This is a genomic window from Streptomyces sp. NPDC059454, from assembly GCF_042749965.1.
Lineage (GTDB): Bacteria > Actinomycetota > Actinomycetes > Streptomycetales > Streptomycetaceae > Streptomyces.
This window is the reverse complement of sequence record NZ_JBHYVC010000013.1, coordinates 87,374-105,936: the sequence shown is the minus strand read 5'-3', so window position 1 is coordinate 105,936 and position 18,563 is coordinate 87,374. Positions and strand designations below refer to the sequence as shown.

General features: G+C 70.9%; 16 protein-coding genes and 1 tRNA gene. 12 read left to right on the top strand and 5 right to left on the bottom strand.

From position 1 onward, the window contains the following. Positions 1 to 18: 18 nt before the first annotated feature. The 3 genes from ACFXAE_RS12510 to glmS all read left to right on the top strand — a co-directional run bounded on the left by ACFXAE_RS12510 (position 19) and on the right by glmS (position 3,090). A complete protein-coding gene (locus ACFXAE_RS12510) occupies positions 19 to 903 on the top strand; it encodes a DUF4429 domain-containing protein (protein WP_384712197.1) in 885 nt (294 codons plus the stop codon). Positions 904 to 988: 85 nt separating this feature from the next. After that, positions 989 to 1,246, top strand: a complete 258-nt coding sequence (locus tag ACFXAE_RS12505; protein WP_030217181.1) for a hypothetical protein — start codon at positions 989 to 991, stop codon at positions 1,244 to 1,246. A gap of 26 nt (positions 1,247 to 1,272) precedes the next feature. Further along, positions 1,273 to 3,090 (top strand): glutamine--fructose-6-phosphate transaminase (isomerizing), encoded by a 1,818-nt coding sequence (glmS, locus tag ACFXAE_RS12500; protein ID WP_384712193.1) that lies wholly within the window; start codon positions 1,273 to 1,275, stop codon positions 3,088 to 3,090. A 113-nt stretch (positions 3,091 to 3,203) separates the two neighbouring features. Here the strand turns inward: glmS and ACFXAE_RS12495 are convergent, their stop codons facing one another. Next, entirely contained in the window at positions 3,204 to 3,731 is a 528-nt protein-coding gene (locus ACFXAE_RS12495; RefSeq protein WP_384712190.1) for a universal stress protein, read from the bottom strand. An 824-nt stretch (positions 3,732 to 4,555) separates the two neighbouring features. Between ACFXAE_RS12495 and ACFXAE_RS12490 the strand changes: the two genes are divergently transcribed. From ACFXAE_RS12490 to ACFXAE_RS12475, 4 genes are all read left to right on the top strand, one after another. Then, the gene (locus ACFXAE_RS12490) at positions 4,556 to 5,782 is read left to right on the top strand and encodes a helix-turn-helix domain-containing protein (protein ID WP_384712187.1); all 1,227 of its coding nucleotides are present in this window, start codon (positions 4,556 to 4,558) and stop codon (positions 5,780 to 5,782) included. A 165-nt stretch (positions 5,783 to 5,947) separates the two neighbouring features. After that, positions 5,948 to 6,550, top strand: a complete 603-nt coding sequence (orn, locus tag ACFXAE_RS12485; protein ID WP_384712184.1) for an oligoribonuclease — start codon at positions 5,948 to 5,950, stop codon at positions 6,548 to 6,550. A 118-nt stretch (positions 6,551 to 6,668) separates the two neighbouring features. Continuing rightward, a tRNA-His gene (locus tag ACFXAE_RS12480) sits at positions 6,669 to 6,741 on the top strand. A gap of 132 nt (positions 6,742 to 6,873) precedes the next feature. Beyond that, on the top strand, positions 6,874 to 7,725 hold the full coding sequence (locus ACFXAE_RS12475; protein WP_384712180.1) for a DUF6461 domain-containing protein: 852 nt from the start codon (positions 6,874 to 6,876) through the stop codon (positions 7,723 to 7,725). A 4-nt stretch (positions 7,726 to 7,729) separates the two neighbouring features. Here the strand turns inward: ACFXAE_RS12475 and ACFXAE_RS12470 are convergent, their stop codons facing one another. After that, positions 7,730 to 8,785: a LacI family DNA-binding transcriptional regulator gene (locus ACFXAE_RS12470; RefSeq protein ID WP_384712177.1), complete on the bottom strand. Its 1,056-nt coding sequence runs from the start codon at positions 8,783 to 8,785 to the stop codon at positions 7,730 to 7,732. Positions 8,786 to 9,128: 343 nt separating this feature from the next. Here ACFXAE_RS12470 and ACFXAE_RS12465 point away from each other — a divergent pair, with 343 nt between their 5' ends. The 4 genes from ACFXAE_RS12465 to ACFXAE_RS12450 all read left to right on the top strand — a co-directional run bounded on the left by ACFXAE_RS12465 (position 9,129) and on the right by ACFXAE_RS12450 (position 13,976). Continuing rightward, positions 9,129 to 10,487 carry an ABC transporter substrate-binding protein gene (locus ACFXAE_RS12465; protein ID WP_384712174.1) on the top strand — a complete coding sequence of 453 codons (1,359 nt, stop codon included), beginning with the start codon at positions 9,129 to 9,131 and terminating at the stop codon, positions 10,485 to 10,487. Positions 10,488 to 10,492: 5 nt separating this feature from the next. Further along, complete coding sequence (locus tag ACFXAE_RS12460) at positions 10,493 to 11,506, top strand: carbohydrate ABC transporter permease (protein ID WP_384712315.1); 1,014 nt, start codon at positions 10,493 to 10,495, stop codon at positions 11,504 to 11,506. A gap of 12 nt (positions 11,507 to 11,518) precedes the next feature. Beyond that, positions 11,519 to 12,424, top strand: a complete 906-nt coding sequence (locus ACFXAE_RS12455; RefSeq protein WP_384712171.1) for a carbohydrate ABC transporter permease — start codon at positions 11,519 to 11,521, stop codon at positions 12,422 to 12,424. A 112-nt stretch (positions 12,425 to 12,536) separates the two neighbouring features. After that, positions 12,537 to 13,976: a GH1 family beta-glucosidase gene (locus ACFXAE_RS12450; RefSeq protein WP_384712168.1), complete on the top strand. Its 1,440-nt coding sequence runs from the start codon at positions 12,537 to 12,539 to the stop codon at positions 13,974 to 13,976. Between the two features lie 91 nt (positions 13,977 to 14,067). Here ACFXAE_RS12450 and ACFXAE_RS12445 read toward each other — a convergent pair whose 3' ends face one another. The 3 genes from ACFXAE_RS12445 to ACFXAE_RS12435 all read right to left on the bottom strand — a co-directional run bounded on the left by ACFXAE_RS12445 (position 14,068) and on the right by ACFXAE_RS12435 (position 17,776). Continuing rightward, the gene (locus ACFXAE_RS12445; protein WP_384712165.1) at positions 14,068 to 15,522 is read right to left on the bottom strand and encodes a cellulose binding domain-containing protein; all 1,455 of its coding nucleotides are present in this window, start codon (positions 15,520 to 15,522) and stop codon (positions 14,068 to 14,070) included. A gap of 107 nt (positions 15,523 to 15,629) precedes the next feature. Next, complete coding sequence (locus tag ACFXAE_RS12440; RefSeq protein WP_384712162.1) at positions 15,630 to 17,042, bottom strand: sensor histidine kinase; 1,413 nt, start codon at positions 17,040 to 17,042, stop codon at positions 15,630 to 15,632. Beyond that, positions 17,039 to 17,776 carry a response regulator transcription factor gene (locus ACFXAE_RS12435; RefSeq protein ID WP_384712159.1) on the bottom strand — a complete coding sequence of 246 codons (738 nt, stop codon included), beginning with the start codon at positions 17,774 to 17,776 and terminating at the stop codon, positions 17,039 to 17,041. Before ACFXAE_RS12435 ends, ACFXAE_RS12440 begins: the two co-directional genes overlap by 4 nt. A 110-nt stretch (positions 17,777 to 17,886) precedes the next feature. Here ACFXAE_RS12435 and ACFXAE_RS12430 point away from each other — a divergent pair, with 110 nt between their 5' ends. Beyond that, positions 17,887 to 18,441: a hypothetical protein gene (locus ACFXAE_RS12430; RefSeq protein ID WP_384712312.1), complete on the top strand. Its 555-nt coding sequence runs from the start codon at positions 17,887 to 17,889 to the stop codon at positions 18,439 to 18,441. Positions 18,442 to 18,563: the final 122 nt, after the last annotated feature.

Genomic DNA, 18,563 nt, shown 5'->3' with positions numbered 1-18,563 from the left:
CGGTGGAACAATCCCCCCATGGCGGAAATCATCCAGAAGGACGGCACCTGGGCCTTCGACGGGGACACCCTGCGGCTGACTCCCGGACGGGACAAGAACGTCGGGCTGCTCCGCAGAGCTCTGGGTGAACTGGTGCTGCCGCTGCGGGCGCTGGCGGGTATCTCCCTGGAGCAGGGCAAGAAGTCGGGACGGCTCAGGCTGCGGCTGCGCGACGGCGCCGACCCCCTGCTGCACGCGGCCGGCGGCCGGCTCACCGAGCCGCACGACCCCTACCGGCTGATCGTCGACTCCGACCGCTACGGCGTCGCCGAGTACTTCACGGAGGAGGTCCGCACCGCCCTGCTGCTGGACCAGGTCCCCGCCGACCCGGTCACCGAGTACCTGCTGCCCGGCCCGTCCGTACCGCTGTCCGTCTCCGCCGGGGACGGCACGGTGAGCTTCGACGGCGAGCGCATACGGCTGGAGTGGAACTGGAAGACGGAGGACGCCAAGGCCGCCGCCGGTGCCCGCACCCTCGCGGTGGCGGACCTGGCCGGCGTGGAGTGGCAGCCGGCGGTCGGACTGGAGAACGGACACCTCCGCTTCCTCGTGCGGCACTCCCCCACCAAGGCGCCCGCCAAGTACGACCCCAACGCGGTGGAGCTGTGGGGCTTCAAGAAGGACCCGCTGATGGCGCTCGTCGCCGCCGCCGTCCAGGCCCGTCTGCCGCACCCGGCCGCACCCGTCGACGAGCGCCCCCGGGAGCCCGGGGACGCACAGCCGCAGGCGGCCCCCGCTCCGGCCGAGGACGATCACGACGCCCTGCTGCGCCGCCTGCGGGAGCTGGGCGAACTGCACCGTTCCGGGGTACTGACGGACGAGGAGTTCACCCTCGCCAAACAGGCGGTCCTCAAGCGCATGTGAGCCGATCCTGAACCCCGCCGGTGAGTCCTGCCCGAAATCGGGCACGATTCTTGCGAAACCGTGGCCGGTGCCCCAGGATCATCGGGTGCACGACGAACTTGTTGATCATCTGACGCGGTCCACGCCCCTCAGCCGGGGCGAGGCGCTGCGCGTGGTCCAGGACGTGCTCGCCTACTTCGACGAGACGACCGAGGAGTACGTCCGTCGCCGCCACCGCGAGCTCCAGGCCCAGGGCCTGGTGAACGCGACGATCTTCGAACGGATCGAGGCGGACCTCAGATACCGCGCGGTGGCCCCGCCCGAGCTCTCGCTCCGGCAACTGCGCCGCATCGTCTACGGATAATCCCCTACGGCTAGGAACATACTCACATGTGCGGAATCGTCGGATACATCGGCAGGCGTGAGGTCGCTCCCCTGCTGCTCGAGGGCCTGCAGCGGCTGGAGTACCGCGGCTACGACTCGGCGGGCATCGCCGTCACGTCGCCGAAGGCGTCCGGCCTGAAGATGGTCAAGGCCAAGGGCCGGGTGCGCGACCTCGAGGCCAAGGTTCCGGCGCGCTTCAAGGGCACCACCGGCATCGCCCACACCCGCTGGGCCACCCACGGCGCACCCTCCGACGTGAACGCCCACCCGCATCTGGACGCCGGGGGCAAGGTCGCCGTCGTCCACAACGGCATCATCGACAACGCCTCCGACCTGCGCCGCAAGCTGGAGGCGGACGGGGTCGAGTTCCTCTCCGAGACGGACACCGAGGTCCTCGTCCACCTGATCGCCCGCTCGACGGCCGAGAAGCTGGAGGACAAGGTCCGCGAGACCGTGCGCCTCATCGAGGGCACCTACGGCATCGCCGTGCTGCACGCCGACTTCCCGGACCGCATCGTGGTGGCCCGCAACGGCTCGCCGGTCGTGCTCGGCATCGGCGAGAAGGAGATGTTCGTCGCCTCCGACATCGCCGCGCTGGTCGCCCACACCCGCCAGATCGTGACGCTGGACGACGGCGAGATGGCGACGCTGAAGGCCGACGACTTCCGCACCTACACCACCGAGGGCACCCGTACGACCGCCGAGCCGACCACCGTGGAGTGGGAGGCGGCCTCGTACGACATGGGCGGCCACGACACCTACATGCACAAGGAGATCCACGAGCAGGCGGAGGCCGTGGACCGCGTGCTGCGCGGCCGGATCGACGACCGCTTCTCCACCGTGCACCTGGGCGGCCTCAACCTGGACGCCCGCGAGGCGCGCCGGATCCGCCGGGTGAAGATCCTCGGCTGCGGCACCTCGTACCACGCCGGCATGATCGGCGCGCAGATGATCGAGGAGCTGGCCAGGATCCCCGCCGACGCCGAGCCGGCCTCCGAGTTCCGCTACCGCAACGCGGTCGTGGACCCCGACACCCTGTACATCGCGGTCTCCCAGTCCGGTGAGACGTACGACGTGCTGGCGGCCGTGCAGGAGCTGAAGCGCAAGGGCGCGCGGGTGCTGGGCGTGGTCAACGTCGTCGGCTCCGCGATCGCCCGCGAGGCGGACGGCGGCGTCTACGTCCACGCCGGTCCCGAGGTCTGCGTGGTGTCCACCAAGTGCTTCACCAACACCACGGTCGCCTTCGCCCTGCTCGCCCTGCACCTGGGCCGCACCCGTGACCTGTCGGTGCGCGACGGCAAGCGGATCATCGAGGGCCTGCGCAGGCTCCCGGGCCAGATCGCCGAGATCATGAAGCAGGAGGAGGAGATCAAGAAGCTGGCCCTGCGTTACGCCGAGGCCCGCTCGATGCTCTTCATCGGCCGCGTGCGGGGCTACCCGGTGGCCCGTGAGGCCTCCCTGAAGCTCAAGGAGGTCTCCTACATCCACGCCGAGGCGTACCCGGCCTCCGAGCTGAAGCACGGCCCGCTGGCCCTGATCGAGCCGGCCCTCCCCACGGTCGCGATCGTCCCGGACGACGACCTGCTGGAGAAGAACCGCGCGGCCATGGAGGAGATCAAGGCCCGCAGCGGCCAGATCGTGGCGGTCGCCCACCAGGAGCAGGAGAAGGCCGACCACACGCTCCTCGTCCCCAAGAACGAGGACGAACTCGACCCCATCCTCATGGGCATCCCCCTCCAACTCCTCGCCTACCACACGGCCCTGGCCCTGGGCCGGGACATCGACAAGCCGAGGAACCTGGCGAAGTCGGTAACGGTCGAGTAGGGCTTCCAGGGGCGCGGGCAACCGCGCGGCCGGCCCTCACGCGCCCGCGCGGGCCGACGAAACAGAACGGGCCCCCACGTGTTGCCACCCAACACGCGGGGGCCCGTACCGACTTACGGGATGACAACAACCGGCCGCTGCGCCCGCTTCGCCAGCCGCCCGGCGACGGACCCGAAAAGCCGCCCCACGAGACCGTGGGTGGAACCCACGACGATCGCGTCGGCGGCATACTCCCGCCCCACCTCCTCGAGTTCGTGGCAGATGTCCCCACCACGCTCGACGAGGATCCACGGCACCTCGGCCAGATAGTCCGCACAGGCGAGCTCGAGCCCGAGCACCTCCGTGCGATGGTCGGGGACGTCCACGAAGACCGGGGGCTCGCACCCCGCCCACACCGTGGTGGGCAGCCGGTTGGCGACGTGGACGATGATCAGGCCCGAGCCGAGGCGCCGCGTCATGCCGATGGCGTACGCGAGGGCCCGTTCACTGGAGGTGGAGCCGTCGAAGCCGACGACGACACCGTGCCGGAACGCGGGGTCGCAGGGGTGGCGTGGCTCCTCCGCCGCCAGGGGTTCGGCCGCCGTGGGATCGGCGACCGGCCGCTTGCGGTCCGCGGGTTCGAAGAATTCGTGACCGGCCATGGCTGTCTCGGGGGTGTGATCCTTTGTGGGGGACGACAGTGTGCGGCGGAGCTGTGTCCGGGAATTACCTTCCCAACCCCATACCCCTCAGGGTACGGCGGCACGCCTCCTAAGCCCAGATCCCGCGCATACCGGCAGGCGGGTTCCCCGGAGCATGCACGAGGGTCCGCCCGTCACGCAATGGTTGCTGTCCTGTACAGGTGGTTTGCTCAGGGTTCACTTGCCGGTGGGAGTGAGCCGTCGTGCGCGGTCCGCCGCGGATCCGCGGTGACCGACGGCCCGGCCGTGTGCCGAGCCCCGTGAGCCATGCCACAGGGCGCTTCGCGCCGACCGTCCGGGAGGGCCGGAGCCCTTGCGGGGCCGGCGCGGGCGGGCCGGAACCGGGGTGCGACGGGGCCGGCGGCACAATGGCGGGGGTACACCGGTCAACTGACCGGTTTCCGCGCCCTCGCCCGTATCTTTTCAGCCAACTTCTGGCTTGTGTGCGTCCCCCGCCGCAACCACCCCCCAACCCCCGTTCGACCTGCGCGGAAAGGGTCCGACGGACCCTGCGTGCCCTACGGGGATTGGCCACCGCGACAAGGCGCACTTCCCCGCACGGCCCACGAGTGCAACGCTTCGTGATCGAATGCTTCACGCCAAGTTGCCAAGTCGACAATGCGCCGGGGGCGAACCGGCCACCGGCGCTCGACGGGACGCAGTAGATTCGATCTTGATGTCTTACGGCGGGGGACTCGTGCAGGACCGAGGGGAAACGTGCAGGAGCGACAGACCCGAAAGGTAAGGGTAGAGGGCGCCGCGACCACCGAGGGGGGCTTAGCAGCATGAGCCACGACTCCACCGCCACGCCGGAAACGGCGGCCCGGAAACTCTCCGGGCGCCGCCGCAAGGAGATCGTCGCGGTGCTGCTGTTCAGCGGCGGCCCCATTTTCGAGAGTTCCATACCGCTGTCGGTGTTCGGGGTTGACCGCCAGGACGCCGGCGTACCGCGCTACCGCCTGCTCGTCTGCGGAGGCGAAGAGGGCCCGCTGCGGACGACGGGAGGCATGGAACTCACCGCGCCACATGGCCTGGAGGCGATATCCCGGGCGGGCACCGTCGTGGTGCCGGCCTGGCGTTCGATCACCTCGCCACCGCCGGAGGAGGCCCTGGACGCACTGCGCCGGGCCCACGAGGAGGGTGCCCGCATCGTCGGGCTGTGCACCGGCGCCTTCGTCCTCGCGGCGGCGGGCCTGCTGGACGGCCGTCCCGCGACCACACACTGGATGTACGCGCCGACGCTGGCGAAACGCTATCCGTCGGTGCACGTGGATCCGCGGGAGCTCTTCGTGGACGACGGCGACGTGCTGACGTCCGCGGGCACCGCGGCCGGAATCGATCTGTGCCTGCACATCGTGCGCACCGATCACGGCAACGAGGCGGCCGGCGCGCTGGCCCGCCGCCTGGTGGTGCCGCCGCGTCGCAGCGGAGGCCAGGAGCGCTACCTGGACAGGTCTTTACCGGAGGAGATCGGCGCCGACCCGCTCGCCGAGGTCGTCGCCTGGGCGCTGGAGCACCTCCACGAACAGTTCGACGTGGAGACGCTGGCGGCACGCGCGTACATGAGCCGTCGTACGTTCGACCGCCGCTTCCGCTCGCTGACCGGCAGCGCGCCGCTGCAGTGGCTGATCACGCAGCGGGTGCTCCAGGCGCAGCGCCTGCTGGAGACGTCGGACTACTCGGTGGACGAGGTCGCCGGCCGCTGCGGCTTCCGCTCACCGGTGGCACTGCGCGGCCACTTCCGGCGCCAGCTGGGTTCGTCCCCGGCCGCCTACCGGGCCGCGTACCGCGCGCGGCGCCCGCAGGCCGACCGGAACCGGGACACCGAGGGCGCCCCGAGCACCGCGGGAGCCCTCCCACCGGGCCAGCAGGGCCACGCGGGACCCCAGGTGCCGCCCGCCCCGCACCCGGACAGCCCCCTCCCGCACCAGTCCCGCCGCACGGCGGCGGCCGGCGCCCTGGGCCCGTCCCTGACGGCCTCGGCCCTCCCGGGCCAGCGCAGCGCGCCGTGAGGTGACGGCGACGTCCGACGGGCCGGAGGCACCAGCTTCCGGCCCGTTCGCCGTGTCCGTCCGCATGTCCGGCCCCGTGACGTTCACACCGGTACCGGCACATCACGGAAACCCGCGCTTCACCACCCGGCCCCGCACGGCGCGGCGCCCCGTAAGGTTAGACACATGAACGATCGCATGGTGTGGATCGACTGCGAGATGACCGGCCTCTCGCTGTCGGACGACGCGCTCATCGAAGTGGCCGCCCTCGTCACCGACTCCGAACTGAACGTGCTCGGCGAAGGCGTGGACATCGTTATCCGCCCGCCGGAGCGGGCCCTGGAGACGATGCCGGAGGTGGTGCGGGAGATGCACACCGCGTCCGGGCTGCTCGCCGAGCTGGAGGGCGGCACGACGCTGGAGGAGGCCGAGCGGCAGGTCCTCGACTACGTGAGGGAACACGTCAAGGAGCCCGGCAAGGCCCCCCTGTGCGGCAACTCCGTCGGCACCGACCGCGGTTTCCTGCTGCGGGACATGCCGACCCTGGAGGACTACCTCCACTACCGCATCGTGGACGTGTCCAGCATCAAGGAGCTGGCCCGCCGCTGGTACCCGAGGGCCTACTTCAACAGCCCCGAGAAGAACGGCAACCACCGCGCCCTCGCCGACATCCGCGAGTCCATCGCGGAGCTGCGCTACTACCGCGAGGCCGTCTTCGTACCGCTGCCGGGGCCCGATTCGGACACCGCGAAGAAGATCGCCGCGAAACACGTCCTGCCTGCTCAGTAGGCGGATCGGGGGTCGTCGGGGGCCGCTGCCGAAAGTCGTGCGCGAGCACCCCTTCGGACCCTGTACACTTTTTCTCGGCCGGTCGGAGAAGTCACTGACCTCAACCGACAAGGCCATGGTGGGTGTAGCTCAGCTGGTAGAGCACCTGGTTGTGGTCCAGGATGCCGCGGGTTCGAGTCCCGTCACTCACCCTCACCAGTCAGCCGGTGACCTCGTACGAGGTCACCGGCTGTACTCGTTTCCACCACCGGGATGTCAGTGGGCCGTCCTATGGTCGTCGGCGAACGGGCAGGGGGTCTGCCCATCGCTGTAGGGGAGGGCGCGTGGGCGACGGTGTGCGGTGGATGGTCGGCACGGTGACGAGTTCCGGGTACATGTTCGACGTGCACTTCGCCCGCGGCATCGACGCCGAGGAGCTGGCGGTCCGCATGGGGGCGCGGCGCGGAGCGGCCGCCGGGCCGATGACCGACGCCGAGATGGCCGACGTCGACGTCGACGGTTACCCCCGGACCGGGCCGGGCAGCGCCGCGGTCCGCGTCGGCGAGCACGCCGGCTGGGCGTTCGCCGTCCTCTACGGCCGCTACCTCGAACGGCGGGAGGAGGTCTCGCGCGACGGCGTGGAGGCCGTCCACTACCACTACAACTCGGAGCACCCTCCCACCACCGTCCTGTACGCGCGCGACGGCCGCACCGTCTGCGGACACGGACTGGGCGAGGAGGGCGTCCGCTGGGGCGAGGAACCCGATCTGCTCCTGCCCGACCTGGTGGCCGCCGGGCTCCTGCTCCCCGACGGCGTGAGCGACCCCGTCCCCGAAGAGGAGTACGACGACTACGACATCCACGACTACCACGAACGCGACCGCCGCAGCCTGGCCGTCTTCGAGGAGCGCCTCGGCCTCTCCCTGCCCCGCACCGTGCTCACCGACCGCCTTCCCGTGTACGCGGTCGCGGGTTCACCGGCGGGCGACTTCGAGGAGATCAGCGCCTGGGCGGAGGCCGGCGGCAGACCCCTGCCGGACCGGCGCCTGGGCCTGGTCCCGGTCGGCCTGCGCAGGGAATACGAGCAGGCCACCGATCCCCGGTGGGGGGAGCGCGGGGCAGCACACCGCGTCGCCGCCGGCACGCTTCACGCCGAAGCGGTCCGGAAGGACCCGGCCCCCGGCACGGAGCACTGAGGCGTCACGACGAGGCGCGGCCCACCAGCTCCGTCGCCAGCACCATCTGACGCCGCTCCAGCTCCCGGGACACCGAGGGACGGCGGTCGGCGACCTCCGCGAGGAGGAGGTCGATCATCGCGCGGCCCATCTCCTCGATCGGCTGGCGCACGCTGGTCAGCGGCGGGTCCATGTGACGGGCGATGGCGGAGTCGTCGTAGCCGACCAGGGCCACGTCGTCGGGGATGCGGCGGCCCGCGTCGCGCAGGGCGTGCCGGGCGCCGGCCGCGGTGACGTCCGAGGCGGCGAAGACGGCGTCCAGGTCGGGGCGGCGCTCCAGCAGGGCCGCCATCGCGCGCCGGCCGCCGTCCTCGGAGAAGTCACCGGCCTCGATCAGCAGCTCGTCCACCTCGTGGCCCGCCTCACGCAGGGCGTCGCGGTAGCCGTCGATGCGCCGCTGGGCGCCGTACACGTCGAGGCGGCCGGTGATGTGGGCTATGGTGCGCCGGCCCCGGCCGATGAGGTGCTCGACGGCCTGGCGGGCGCCGCCGTAGTTGTCCGAGTCCACGGAGGCGAGCGTCTCGGCGGCCGAGCGGGGTCCGCTGATCACGGCCGGGATCTCCAGCCGGGACAGCATGTCGGGCAGCGGGTCGTCGGCGTGCACCGAGACCAGCAGCACCCCGTCCACCCGGTGGGCGGCGAGGTACTCGGCGAGCCGCTGCCGTTCCCGGTCGCTGCCCGCGAAGATCAGCAGCAACTGCATCTGGGTGTCGGAGAGCGCCGCGCCGACACCCCGGAGCATGTCGGAGAAGTACGGCTCGGCGAAGAACCGGGTCTCCGGCTCGGGCACGACGAGGGCGATGGCGTCCGTGCGGTTGGCGGCCAGGGCGCGGGCGGCCGTGTTCGGGACATAACCGAGCTCGGCGACCGCGGCTTCCACGGCGGCGCGTGTGGCGTCGCTCACCCGGGGCGAACCGTTGATCACCCGGGAGACCGTGCCGCGGCCGACACCGGCGCGCGCGGCCACCTCTTCGAGGGTGGGACGGCCGCCGCTCCGGCCCCGCGCTCCGTGGCTTGCCATCGGCTCCGCCTTCCGTCGTGTGTCACGCTGGCCTGGAATGTAACAGCCCCGTCAGTGACGGTGGCCACCGCCGGGAGCGCCTCCGGCGGACTCCGGGCTTCCGGGGGCGGGTGTCCGGCGTCAAGTTAACAGGCAGATAACTGAAGGCACTTTGCCGCGTCTGTTCCCTTGACACCCCCGCTCCGACCCGCGACTCTTCAACACATCACTTGTGGGAGCGCTCCCACGGTACCTGACACATACACAACCCGCACGTTCCCCGCCCGAGCCGCAACGCGCAAGATACGGGTCCAACAAAGCCGTTGGCCGGGGGGTCGGCACGTCAGGGCAACAGGAGGACGCAATGCGAGCACGTACCCTCCCCCTCTCCCGTCAGCGGTCGGGCGGGGGGAAGCCCATCGCCCGTAAGGCGCTGGCCATCGCGGCCGTGGTGTCGCTGGGCACCGGGCTGCTGGCCGGCTGTGCCGACGACGGTGGTGACGGCGGTTCCGGATCCTCGTCCGACAGCGAGGGCAAGACCAAGATCACGCTTGGCCTGTTCGGCACCATGGGCTTCAAGGAAGCCGGCCTCTACGCCGAGTACGAGAAGCTGAACCCGGACATCAAGATCGAGCAGAACGTCATCGAGCGGAACGAGAACTACTACCCCCCGCTGCTCAACCACCTCACCACCAACAGCGGTCTGATGGACATCCAGGCCATCGAGATCGCCAACATCGCCGAGATCGTCGGCACCCAGGCGGACAAGTTCGCGGACATGTCCAAGGCCGAGGGCGTGGACAAGAACAACTGGCTCAGCTGGAAGTGGCAGCAGGCCACCACCAAGGACGGCCAGACCGTCGCTCTCGGCACCGACATCGGCCCGATGGCGATCTGTTACCGCAAGGACCTCTTCGAGAAGGCCGGCCTGCCGACCGACCGCGAGGAGGTCGGCAAGCTGTGGGCCGGTGACTGGAACAAGTTCGTCGCGACCGGTGAGAAGTACAAGAAGAAGGCCGGCAAGGACACCTTCTTCATGGACTCCCCCGGTGGCCTGCTCAACGCCGTCCTCAGCAGTGAGAAGGAGAAGTTCTACGACGCCTCCGGCGAGGTCATCTACAAGACCAACCCGGCCGTCAAGGACGCCTTCGACCTGACCTCCGAGGCCGCCGAGAAGGGCCTGGTCCAGTCGCAGACGCAGTTCCAGCCGGCCTGGGACACGACCATCGCCAACAGCAAGTTCGCCACCGTCGCCTGCCCGCCGTGGATGCTCGGCTACATCAAGGGCAAGTCGCAGCCGGAGGCCGCCGGCAAGTGGGACGTGGCCGTGGCGCCCAAGTCCGGCAACTGGGGCGGCTCCTTCCTCGGCGTGCCGAAGAGCGGCAAGAACGTCGAGGAGGCGCAGAAGCTGGTGGCCTGGCTGACCGCGCCCGAGCAGCAGACGAAGCTGTTCAAGGTGCAGGGCAGCTTCCCGAGCACCCCGGGCGCGTACGACAGCGCCGAGGTGAAGGGCGCGAAGAACGACATGACCGGTGACTCCCCGATCGGCGAGATCTTCTCGGCGGCCGCCAAGCAGATCCCGGACCAGGTCATCGGCCCGAAGGACCAGATCATCCAGCAGGGTCTGACGGACAACGGCGTCATCCTGGTGACCAAGGGCAAGTCGGTCGATGAGGCCTGGGAGACGGCCACCAAGACCATCGACAACAGCCTGGACAAGTGACCCGCATGACCACCCGCCACGACACCGCCGCGCTCCCCGTCAAGGGGGGCGCGGCCCCGGGCCGTCCGCCCGGGAGCTCCGCGCCCGCGGACAAGGAGCAGCGACGCCGGGCCAAGCTGTCCCGGCGCTGGCAGCGCGACATGCGCTGGAGCCCGTACGCGTTCGTCTCGCCGTTCTTCCTGCTGTTCATCGCCTTCGGCCTGTTCCCGCTGATCTACACCGGCTGGGCCTCGCTGCACCAGGTGGAGCTGACCGCCCCGACCGACATGAGCTGGGTCGGGCTGAAGAACTACACCCGGATCTTCGACGACGAGTTCTTCTGGAACGCCGCGCAGAACACCCTGACCATCGGCATCATCGCGACCGTTCCGCAGCTGCTGATCGCGATGGGCATCGCCCACATCCTCAACTACAAGCTGCGGGCCTCGACCTTCTACCGGGTCGCGATGCTCGCGCCGTACGCCACCTCGATCGCCTCCGCCTCCCTGGTGTTCGTGCTGCTCTTCGGTTACGACTACGGCATGATCAACTGGACGCTCGACCTCGTCGGGATCGATCCGGTCGACTGGCAGGGCGACAAGTGGCCCTCGCAGTTCGCCGTCTCGGCGATCATCATCTGGCGCTGGACCGGCTACAACGCGCTGATCTACCTGGCCGCGATGCAGGCGATCCCGCAGGACCTGTACGAGTCGGCGGCGCTGGACGGCGCCAGCCGCTGGAAGCAGTTCCTCCACGTGACGCTGCCCTCGCTGCGTCCGACGATCCTGTTCACGGTGGTGGTCTCCACCATCGGCGCCAGCCAGGTCTTCGGGGAGCCGCTGCTGTTCGACGCCAACAAGGGCGCGTCCGGCGGCGCGGAGCACCAGTTCCAGACGCTCGGCCTGTACCTGTACGAGCAGGGCTGGGTGAACCAGCACCTGGGCCGTGCCTCGGCCATCGCCTGGACGATGTTCGCGATCCTGATCGTCATCGGCATCATCAACCAGCTCATCTCGCGCCGGCTGCGCGCCAGCAGTTAAGGAGGTGTGGCCGTGACGACGACTGTGACGCCCCCCGAGACCACGCCCGCCAAGGAGTCCAGGCGCCCGCGCCTGCCGAAGTCGGCGCGGGCCGGCGGGACACTGCACGGCGGTCCGATCGCGTACGCGATCCTGATCGTGTTCACGATCGTGTCGCTGTTCCCCCTGGTGTGGACCGCGATCGCCGCCTCCCGGGACACCCAGCGGCTGGCGCAGAACCCGCCGCCGCTCTGGTTCGGTTCCAACCTGTTCAAGAACCTGGAGATCGCCTGGAAGGACGCCAACCTCGGTGAGGCCTTCCTCAACACCACGATCGTGGCGGGCATCTCGGCGGTGACCATCGTCGTGCTGTCGACGATCGCCGGGTTCGCCTTCGCCAAGCTGCGCTTCAAGGGCCGCAACGCGCTGATGCTGATCGTGATCGGCACGATGATGGTGCCGCCGCAGCTCAGCATCATCCCGCTGTACATGATGGTCGCCAAGCTCGACTGGTCCGACCAGCTGCAGGCGGTCATCTTCCCGTCGCTGGTGAGCGCGTTCGGCGTGTTCTTCATGCGGCAGTACCTGCTCCAGGCGCTGCCGGACGAGGTCATCGAGGCCGCCCGGGTGGACGGCGCGAGCAGCTGGCGCGTGATCTGGCACGTGGTGTTCCCCGCCGCGCGGCCGGCGATGGCCGTGCTCGGCATGCTGATGTTCGTGCAGACCTGGAACGACTTCCTGTGGCCGTTCCTGGTGCTGACCCAGACCGGCAGCCCGACCGTGCAGGTGGCGGTCGCGGGCCTGGGCCGCGGGTACACCCCGGACCAGTCCCTGATCATGGCGGGTGCGCTGCTGGGTACGCTGCCCCTGCTGCTGGTCTTCGCGATCTTCGGCAAGCAGATCGTGGGCGGCATCATGCAGGGTGCCGTCAAGGGCTGACGCCCGCTCCACGTTCGTACCCTGGGGGCCGGGTCACCGCCGCCTCGGCCCCCTCCCCTCCCCCTCTTTCCGTACTCGTCGGTCTTCCACGACCTCCTATGGGAGCGCTTCCATGTCTGACTCCGCAACGCCGGCGACCCCGGTGACCTTTCCTCCCGCCTTCCTCTGGGGCGCCGCGACCTCCGCGTACCAGATCGAGGGGGCGGTGCGGGAGGACGGGCGCACGCCTTCCATCTGGGACACCTTCAGCCACACGCCGGGCAAGACGGCCGGTGGTGACACCGGTGACATCGCCAACGACCACTACCACCGCTACCGCGACGACGTGGCGATGATGGCGGACCTGAACCTGAGCGCCTACCGCTTCTCCGTCTCCTGGTCTCGGGTGCAGCCGACCGGCCGCGGCCCGGCCGTGCAGCGCGGTCTGGACTTCTACCGCCGGCTGGTCGACGAGCTGCTGGCCAAGGGCATCAAGCCGGCCGTCACCCTCTACCACTGGGACCTGCCGCAGGAGCTGGAGGACGCGGGCGGCTGGCCGGAGCGTGACACCGCGTACCGCTTCGCGGAGTACGCGGGGATCGTCGGCGAGGCGCTCGGCGACCGGGTGGAGCAGTGGATCACGCTCAACGAGCCCTGGTGCAGCGCCTTCCTGGGGTACGCCTCCGGGGTGCACGCCCCCGGCCGCACCGACCCGGCGGCCTCCCTGAGGGCCGCCCACCACCTGAACCTGGCGCACGGCCTGGGCACCAAGGCGCTGCGCTCGGTGATGCCGGCCCGCAACCAGGTCGCGCTCAGTCTCAACTCCTCGGTGGTGCGCCCGCTCTCGCCGAGCGACCCGGCGGACCAGGCGGCGGCGCGCAAGATCGACGACCTGTCCAGCGGCATCTTCCACGGCCCGATCCTGCACGGCTCCTACCCGGAGACGCTGCTGGAGGCGACCTCGTCGCTCACCGACTGGTCGTGCATCGAGGACGGCGACCTGGACCTGATCCACCAGCCGCTGGACGCGCTCGGCCTCAACTACTACACGCCCACCCTGGTGTCGGCGGCCGACCCGGACGCGAAGGGCCCGCGGGCCGACGGTCACGGGGCGAGCGCGCACTCGCCGTGGCCCGCCGCGGACGACGTCGCCTTCCACCAGTCGCCGGGCGAGCAGACCGAGATGGGCTGGTCCGTCGACCCGACCGGCCTGCACGAGCTGATCATGCGCTACCACCGTGAGGCGCCCGGTCTGCCGCTGTACATCACCGAGAACGGCGCGGCCTACGACGACAAGCCGGACGCCGACGGCAAGGTGCACGACCCGGATCGCGTCGCCTACCTGCACGGCCACCTCTCGGCGGTGCGCCGGGCCATCGCCGACGGCGCGGACGTGCGCGGCTACTACCTGTGGTCCCTGATGGACAACTTCGAGTGGGCGTACGGCTACGACAAGCGCTTCGGCGCGGTGTACGTCGACTACGTGACCCAGCAGCGGACCCCGAAGTCCAGCGCCCTGTGGTACGCGCGGGCCGCGAAGTCGGGAGCGCTTCCGGAGACGGAGCAGATCTGACCGGCTCCGGCTCCGGGAGACGGGGGAGCGGGGAACGGGGGGCGGGGCGCGGCACCCTAGGGGAGTGCCGCGCCCCGTTTTCCCGCGCGGATCACTTGTAGGCCGCGAACGCCTTCGTGAAGGCGAACTTGTCCTGGAGGATCGAGCTGCAGGTGGGGTCGGCGGCCGGCTTGGTGCCGCCGGCGCACTGCTGGTCACGGGTGCCGGACCACATGGACAGCCAGCCGAGGCCCTTGGACTCGGCGAAGTTCACCAGCTGGGTGGCGTCGTCGACCTTGAAGACCTCGGTGACGACGTCGTTGACGCCGATCATCGGGGTGACGGCGACCGTCTTCCAGGCGTCGGCGTCGCTCAGTCCGAGGACGCCCTTGATCTGGGCCTGGGTGGCGGTGGCGGCCTGCTCGGCGTAGGTGCCCATGTCGTCGCTGTAGGCGGGGCCGTAGTCCATCGCCATGATGTTGACGGCGTCGATCCGTACCCCGTTCTTCTCGGCGTCGGCGAGCAGGTTCACGCCGTCCTGGGTGAGGCCCTCCGGCATGACCGGGAGGGTGAAGGAGACGTCCAGGTCCGGGTGGGCCTTCTGGAGCTCGGCGATCGCCCGGGCGCGGCGGGTGTTGGCCGCCGCGTCGGGCAGGGCGCCGCCCTCGACGTCGAAGTCGACCTTGGTGAGCTTGTAGGTGTCGACGACCTTGGTGTAGGCGGCGGCCAGCGCGTCCGCCGAGGCGCAGGTGGTGCCCAGTTCGGAGCCGGCCGCGCCGCCGAAGGAGACGCGGACGTCGCCGCCCTTGGCGCGCAGCGCGCCGATCTGGCCGGCCACGGCGTTGCTCCCGAGGTCGCTGACGCCGCCCCACTTGGGGGTGCAGCCGCCGCCGTCGGTGATGAAGGCGAGGTTGTAGTTCTTCACGCCGGTCGCCTCGGCGCTCGCGACCAGGTCGAAGGCGGGGAAGAGGGAGGTGTCGACGTAGGGCGCGAAACCGGCGTTGGTGCCCGTACCGGTGCCGGTGCTCTCGGTGGGCTCGGCGGTCGGCTCCTCGGTCCGCGTCGGCTCCTCGGTGGGGGTCGGCTGTGTGGTGGGGGTGGGGGCGTCGGTGGGACGGCCGCTGGGTTCGGGCGTGGGGGCGCTGTCCGTGCCGCACTCGGCGCCGTCGACCAGGCAGCCGGTCGGGTCGCCGGTGCCCTTGGCGACGAAGCCGATGGTGACGGACTCGCCGGCGGCCAGGCCGTCGGTGTCCCACGTGGCCGACCGCACGGTGACGTGCCGGCCGTCCACACGGGACTCGGCGTTCCACAGCGAGCCGAGTTCGGTGCCGGCGGGCAGGTCGAACTCCAGCTTCCAGTCCTGGTTCCGCTCGCCGCTGTCGTTGGTCACCACGTACTGGGCGGTGTACCCGGTCGACCACTCGCTGGTCCTGGTGTACGCCGCGCCCACGCCGGCCGCCTGGGCGGTGCCGGTGAACAGGAACGCGCCGCCGCCGGCGACGGCCGCGGCGGTCACCACGCCGATCGCCTTGTTCCTGCCGCTGACCCTGCGCCGGTGCGTGCTCATCGCGTGCCTGCCTTCGTTGCCGTTCGGGGGTGTGCGGCAGCACGCTAGCGAGCCGGATTCGGACAAAGTTCTTGATCCGGGAGGCCTTTGAGGATCTTAGGGTGCGCTTAAGGAAGGGATCGGGGCCGGTTAAAGGACGCCACCAGCCGGCCCGGTCCGCGACGCCGGCGCACGCTCCCCCGGTGCCCGCGCCGCCGGGGTGCCCGCTCGCGTCCGTCGAGCTGGATCCAGATCCGCACCTCGGTCCCGCCGAGCACGGACGAGCCGATCCGTACGTCCCCGCCGGTCGACTCCGCGAGCCGGCGCACGATGTCCAGACCGAGCCCGGTGGAGCCGTCGCTGCCGGAGCCCCGGCCGCGGGCCATCGCCGCCCCGGGGTCGGGTATGCCGGGGCCGGCGTCGGAGACCAGCACGATCACCGCGTCCTCGCCGTTGTGCACGTCGACCGCGAACGCGGTGCCCTCGGCGGTGTGCCGGAAGACGTTGCCGAGCAGTGCGTCGAGGGCGGCGGCCAGGTCGGTGCGGGCCACGGGTATGCGCACCGGCCGGTCGGCGCCGGCCACCCGCCATGTGCGGCCCTCGTCCTCGGCGAGCGCCGACCAGAACACCATCCGCTCCCGCACCACTTCGGCCGCGTCGCACCCGGCGCCGGGTCCGGCGGCGGCCGTCTGCGGCTTGGCGTCGCGGGCGGTGCGGATGATGGTGTCCACCTCCCGCTCCAGCTGCTCGACCGCCGCCCGGGTCTGCTCGGCGGCCGGACCGTCGCCGAGGGAGGCGGCGTTGAGCCGCAGCACGGTCAGCGGCGTACGCAGCCGGTGGGACAGGTCGGCGGCCAGTTCCCGCTCGTTGGCGAGCAGCTGGACGACCTGGTCGGCCATGGAGTTGAACGCCACGGCCGCCAGCCGCAGTTCGGTCGGCCCCTCCTCCGGTACCCGGGCGCCCAGTTTGCCCTCGCCCAGCTCGTGCGCCCCCTCCACCAGCCGCTGGGCGGGCCGCACCATCCGTACGCCCAGCCGGTCGGCGACCGCGACCGAGCCGAGGATCAGCGCGACACCGACCCCGGCGAGCACCGCCCAGGCGGTGCCGACGCCGTTGGTGACCTCGGACTCGGGGACGAACACCTCGACGATGGCGATCTCACCACTGCTCAGCGCGACCGGCTGGAGCAGGGTCGAGCCACCGGACACGGTGGAGGTGGAGGCACGGCCCAGTTTCCGCACCGCCGCGATGTCCTTCTCGGCGGCCCGCCGCCGCCCTATGCCGAGGGCCTCGCTGCCGTCGCCGGCCGGGATGTGCACGGCCATCGCGGTGTCGGAACCGGCGGAGGCGACGACGCGTTCGAGCTGGTCGCGGTCGGTGGTGATGGACAGCGCGGGGGCGACGGCCGCCGCCTCCCGCTCGGCGTTGGAGAAGGCCCGGTCGCGGGCCATCTCCCGGATGACCAGACCCAGCGGCACCGCGAAGGCGACCACGACCATCGCGGTCACCGCCAGCGACACCTTCACCAGGGCCCATCTCATCGCGGCGGCTCCGCTCCGGGCGTGTGCGGCGTGTGCGGCGTCTGCGCGGCGGGGGGCTCCAGCTTCACACCGACGCCCCGCAGGGTGTGCAGATAGCGGGGCCGGGCGGCGGTCTCCCCCAGCTTCCGGCGCAGCCAGGACAGGTGGACGTCGATGGTCTGGTCGTCGCCGTAGGACTGCTGCCACACCTCGGCGAGCAGCTCCTTGCGGGGGACGACCACACCGGGGCGTCCGGCGAGGAAGGCCAGCAGGTCGAACTCGCGCCGGGTCAGGTCGAGACGTACGCCGTCCAGTTCGGCCTGGCGGCGCAGCGGGTCGACGGTCAGGCCGCCGACCCGAATGACGGCAGAGGGCGCGGCCTCCCCTCCGCCGGCCCGGGCCCGGCGCAGCACGGCCGCCATCCGGGCCGAGAGGTGCTCCACCGAGAAGGGTTTGGTCAGATAGTCGTCCGCGCCGGCGTTCAACAGCCGCACGATCTCGGTCTCGTCGTCCCGGGCGGTGGCGATGATCACCGGTACGTCGGTGATGCCACGCAGCATCTTCAGGGCCTCGGAGCCGTCGAGATCGGGCAGTCCGAGGTCCAGGACGACCACGTCGAAACGGTGGTGGGCGACCTCGCGCAGCGCCTCCAGCGCCGTGCCCACGCTGCGCACGGTGTGCGAGGCGTCGGTGAGCTGCCGGATGAGCGCCGAGCGGACGAACTGGTCGTCCTCGACCACGAGAACACTTGCCATGCGCCGCACCGTACGCCATGGCGGACGGGCCGGGTGCGGGCCTGTGGACAACTCCGGATGCCTCCGCCGGCGCGACACCCCTGAGGCCGATGGGGCAGTATGGGCCGACGATACGCAGAGGACTCGTACACGTACTGGCTTGGCTGCTCGCCACGGGCGCGGCGGTCACACTGTCGTGGTGGGGTGTCAGCACGGTGATGGCGGGCACCGCCTACGACCCGCCCCGCGCCCTGCCCATCGCGGCGGCCGACGTGGCCACCGAGCAGTCGAAGCCGGTGTCGTCGTCGACACGGCGGCCCTCCGGGACGGCCGGTCCGAAGGACGCCGGGGAGACGCGGAGACCGTCGGCGAAGCCCGACACGGCGTCCCCCGAACCGGAGCCGGAGCCGTCCCGGACCACCACTCCCCCGCCCACCCCCTCCCCCGCCGTTCCGGCCGCCTCCGGCCGGGTGAAGAGCTACGACACCAAGGGCGGCCGGGCGGTGTTCGACCTCGGCGAGACCTCCGCGTCGCTGGTGTCGGCGACACCGGGGGCCGGCTGGTCGATGCAGGTGTGGAAGACGGAGACGTGGATCCGGGTGGAGTTCTCCTCGGGCGCGGACCGGGTGTCGGTCTTCTGCACCTGGCACGACGGACCGCCGCGGGTGGAGATCGGAACGTACTGACGCCACCGCCACCGCCACCGCCACCGATGGACGGACGCGGTGACGGTGGCGTCGGGTCCGTATGCGCCGAGAGGTGCGCGGCCGTTGCCGGGTCAGCCCTCGGCGGGTTCGGGCAGTACGAG

Coding starts and splice junctions, on each gene's coding strand:
- ACFXAE_RS12510 (WP_384712197.1), top strand. CDS start 19: ATGGCGGAAATCATCCAGAAGGACGGCACCTGGGCCTTCGACGGGGAC.
- glmS (WP_384712193.1), top strand. CDS start 1,273: ATGTGCGGAATCGTCGGATACATCGGCAGGCGTGAGGTCGCTCCCCTG.
- ACFXAE_RS12495 (WP_384712190.1), bottom strand. CDS start 3,731: ATGGCCGGTCACGAATTCTTCGAACCCGCGGACCGCAAGCGGCCGGTC.
- ACFXAE_RS12490 (WP_384712187.1), top strand. CDS start 4,556: ATGAGCCACGACTCCACCGCCACGCCGGAAACGGCGGCCCGGAAACTC.
- orn (WP_384712184.1), top strand. CDS start 5,948: ATGAACGATCGCATGGTGTGGATCGACTGCGAGATGACCGGCCTCTCG.
- ACFXAE_RS12470 (WP_384712177.1), bottom strand. CDS start 8,785: ATGGCAAGCCACGGAGCGCGGGGCCGGAGCGGCGGCCGTCCCACCCTC.
- ACFXAE_RS12465 (WP_384712174.1), top strand. CDS start 9,129: ATGCGAGCACGTACCCTCCCCCTCTCCCGTCAGCGGTCGGGCGGGGGG.
- ACFXAE_RS12460 (WP_384712315.1), top strand. CDS start 10,493: ATGACCACCCGCCACGACACCGCCGCGCTCCCCGTCAAGGGGGGCGCG.
- ACFXAE_RS12450 (WP_384712168.1), top strand. CDS start 12,537: ATGTCTGACTCCGCAACGCCGGCGACCCCGGTGACCTTTCCTCCCGCC.
- ACFXAE_RS12445 (WP_384712165.1), bottom strand. CDS start 15,522: ATGAGCACGCACCGGCGCAGGGTCAGCGGCAGGAACAAGGCGATCGGC.
- ACFXAE_RS12440 (WP_384712162.1), bottom strand. CDS start 17,042: ATGAGATGGGCCCTGGTGAAGGTGTCGCTGGCGGTGACCGCGATGGTC.
- ACFXAE_RS12435 (WP_384712159.1), bottom strand. CDS start 17,776: ATGGCAAGTGTTCTCGTGGTCGAGGACGACCAGTTCGTCCGCTCGGCG.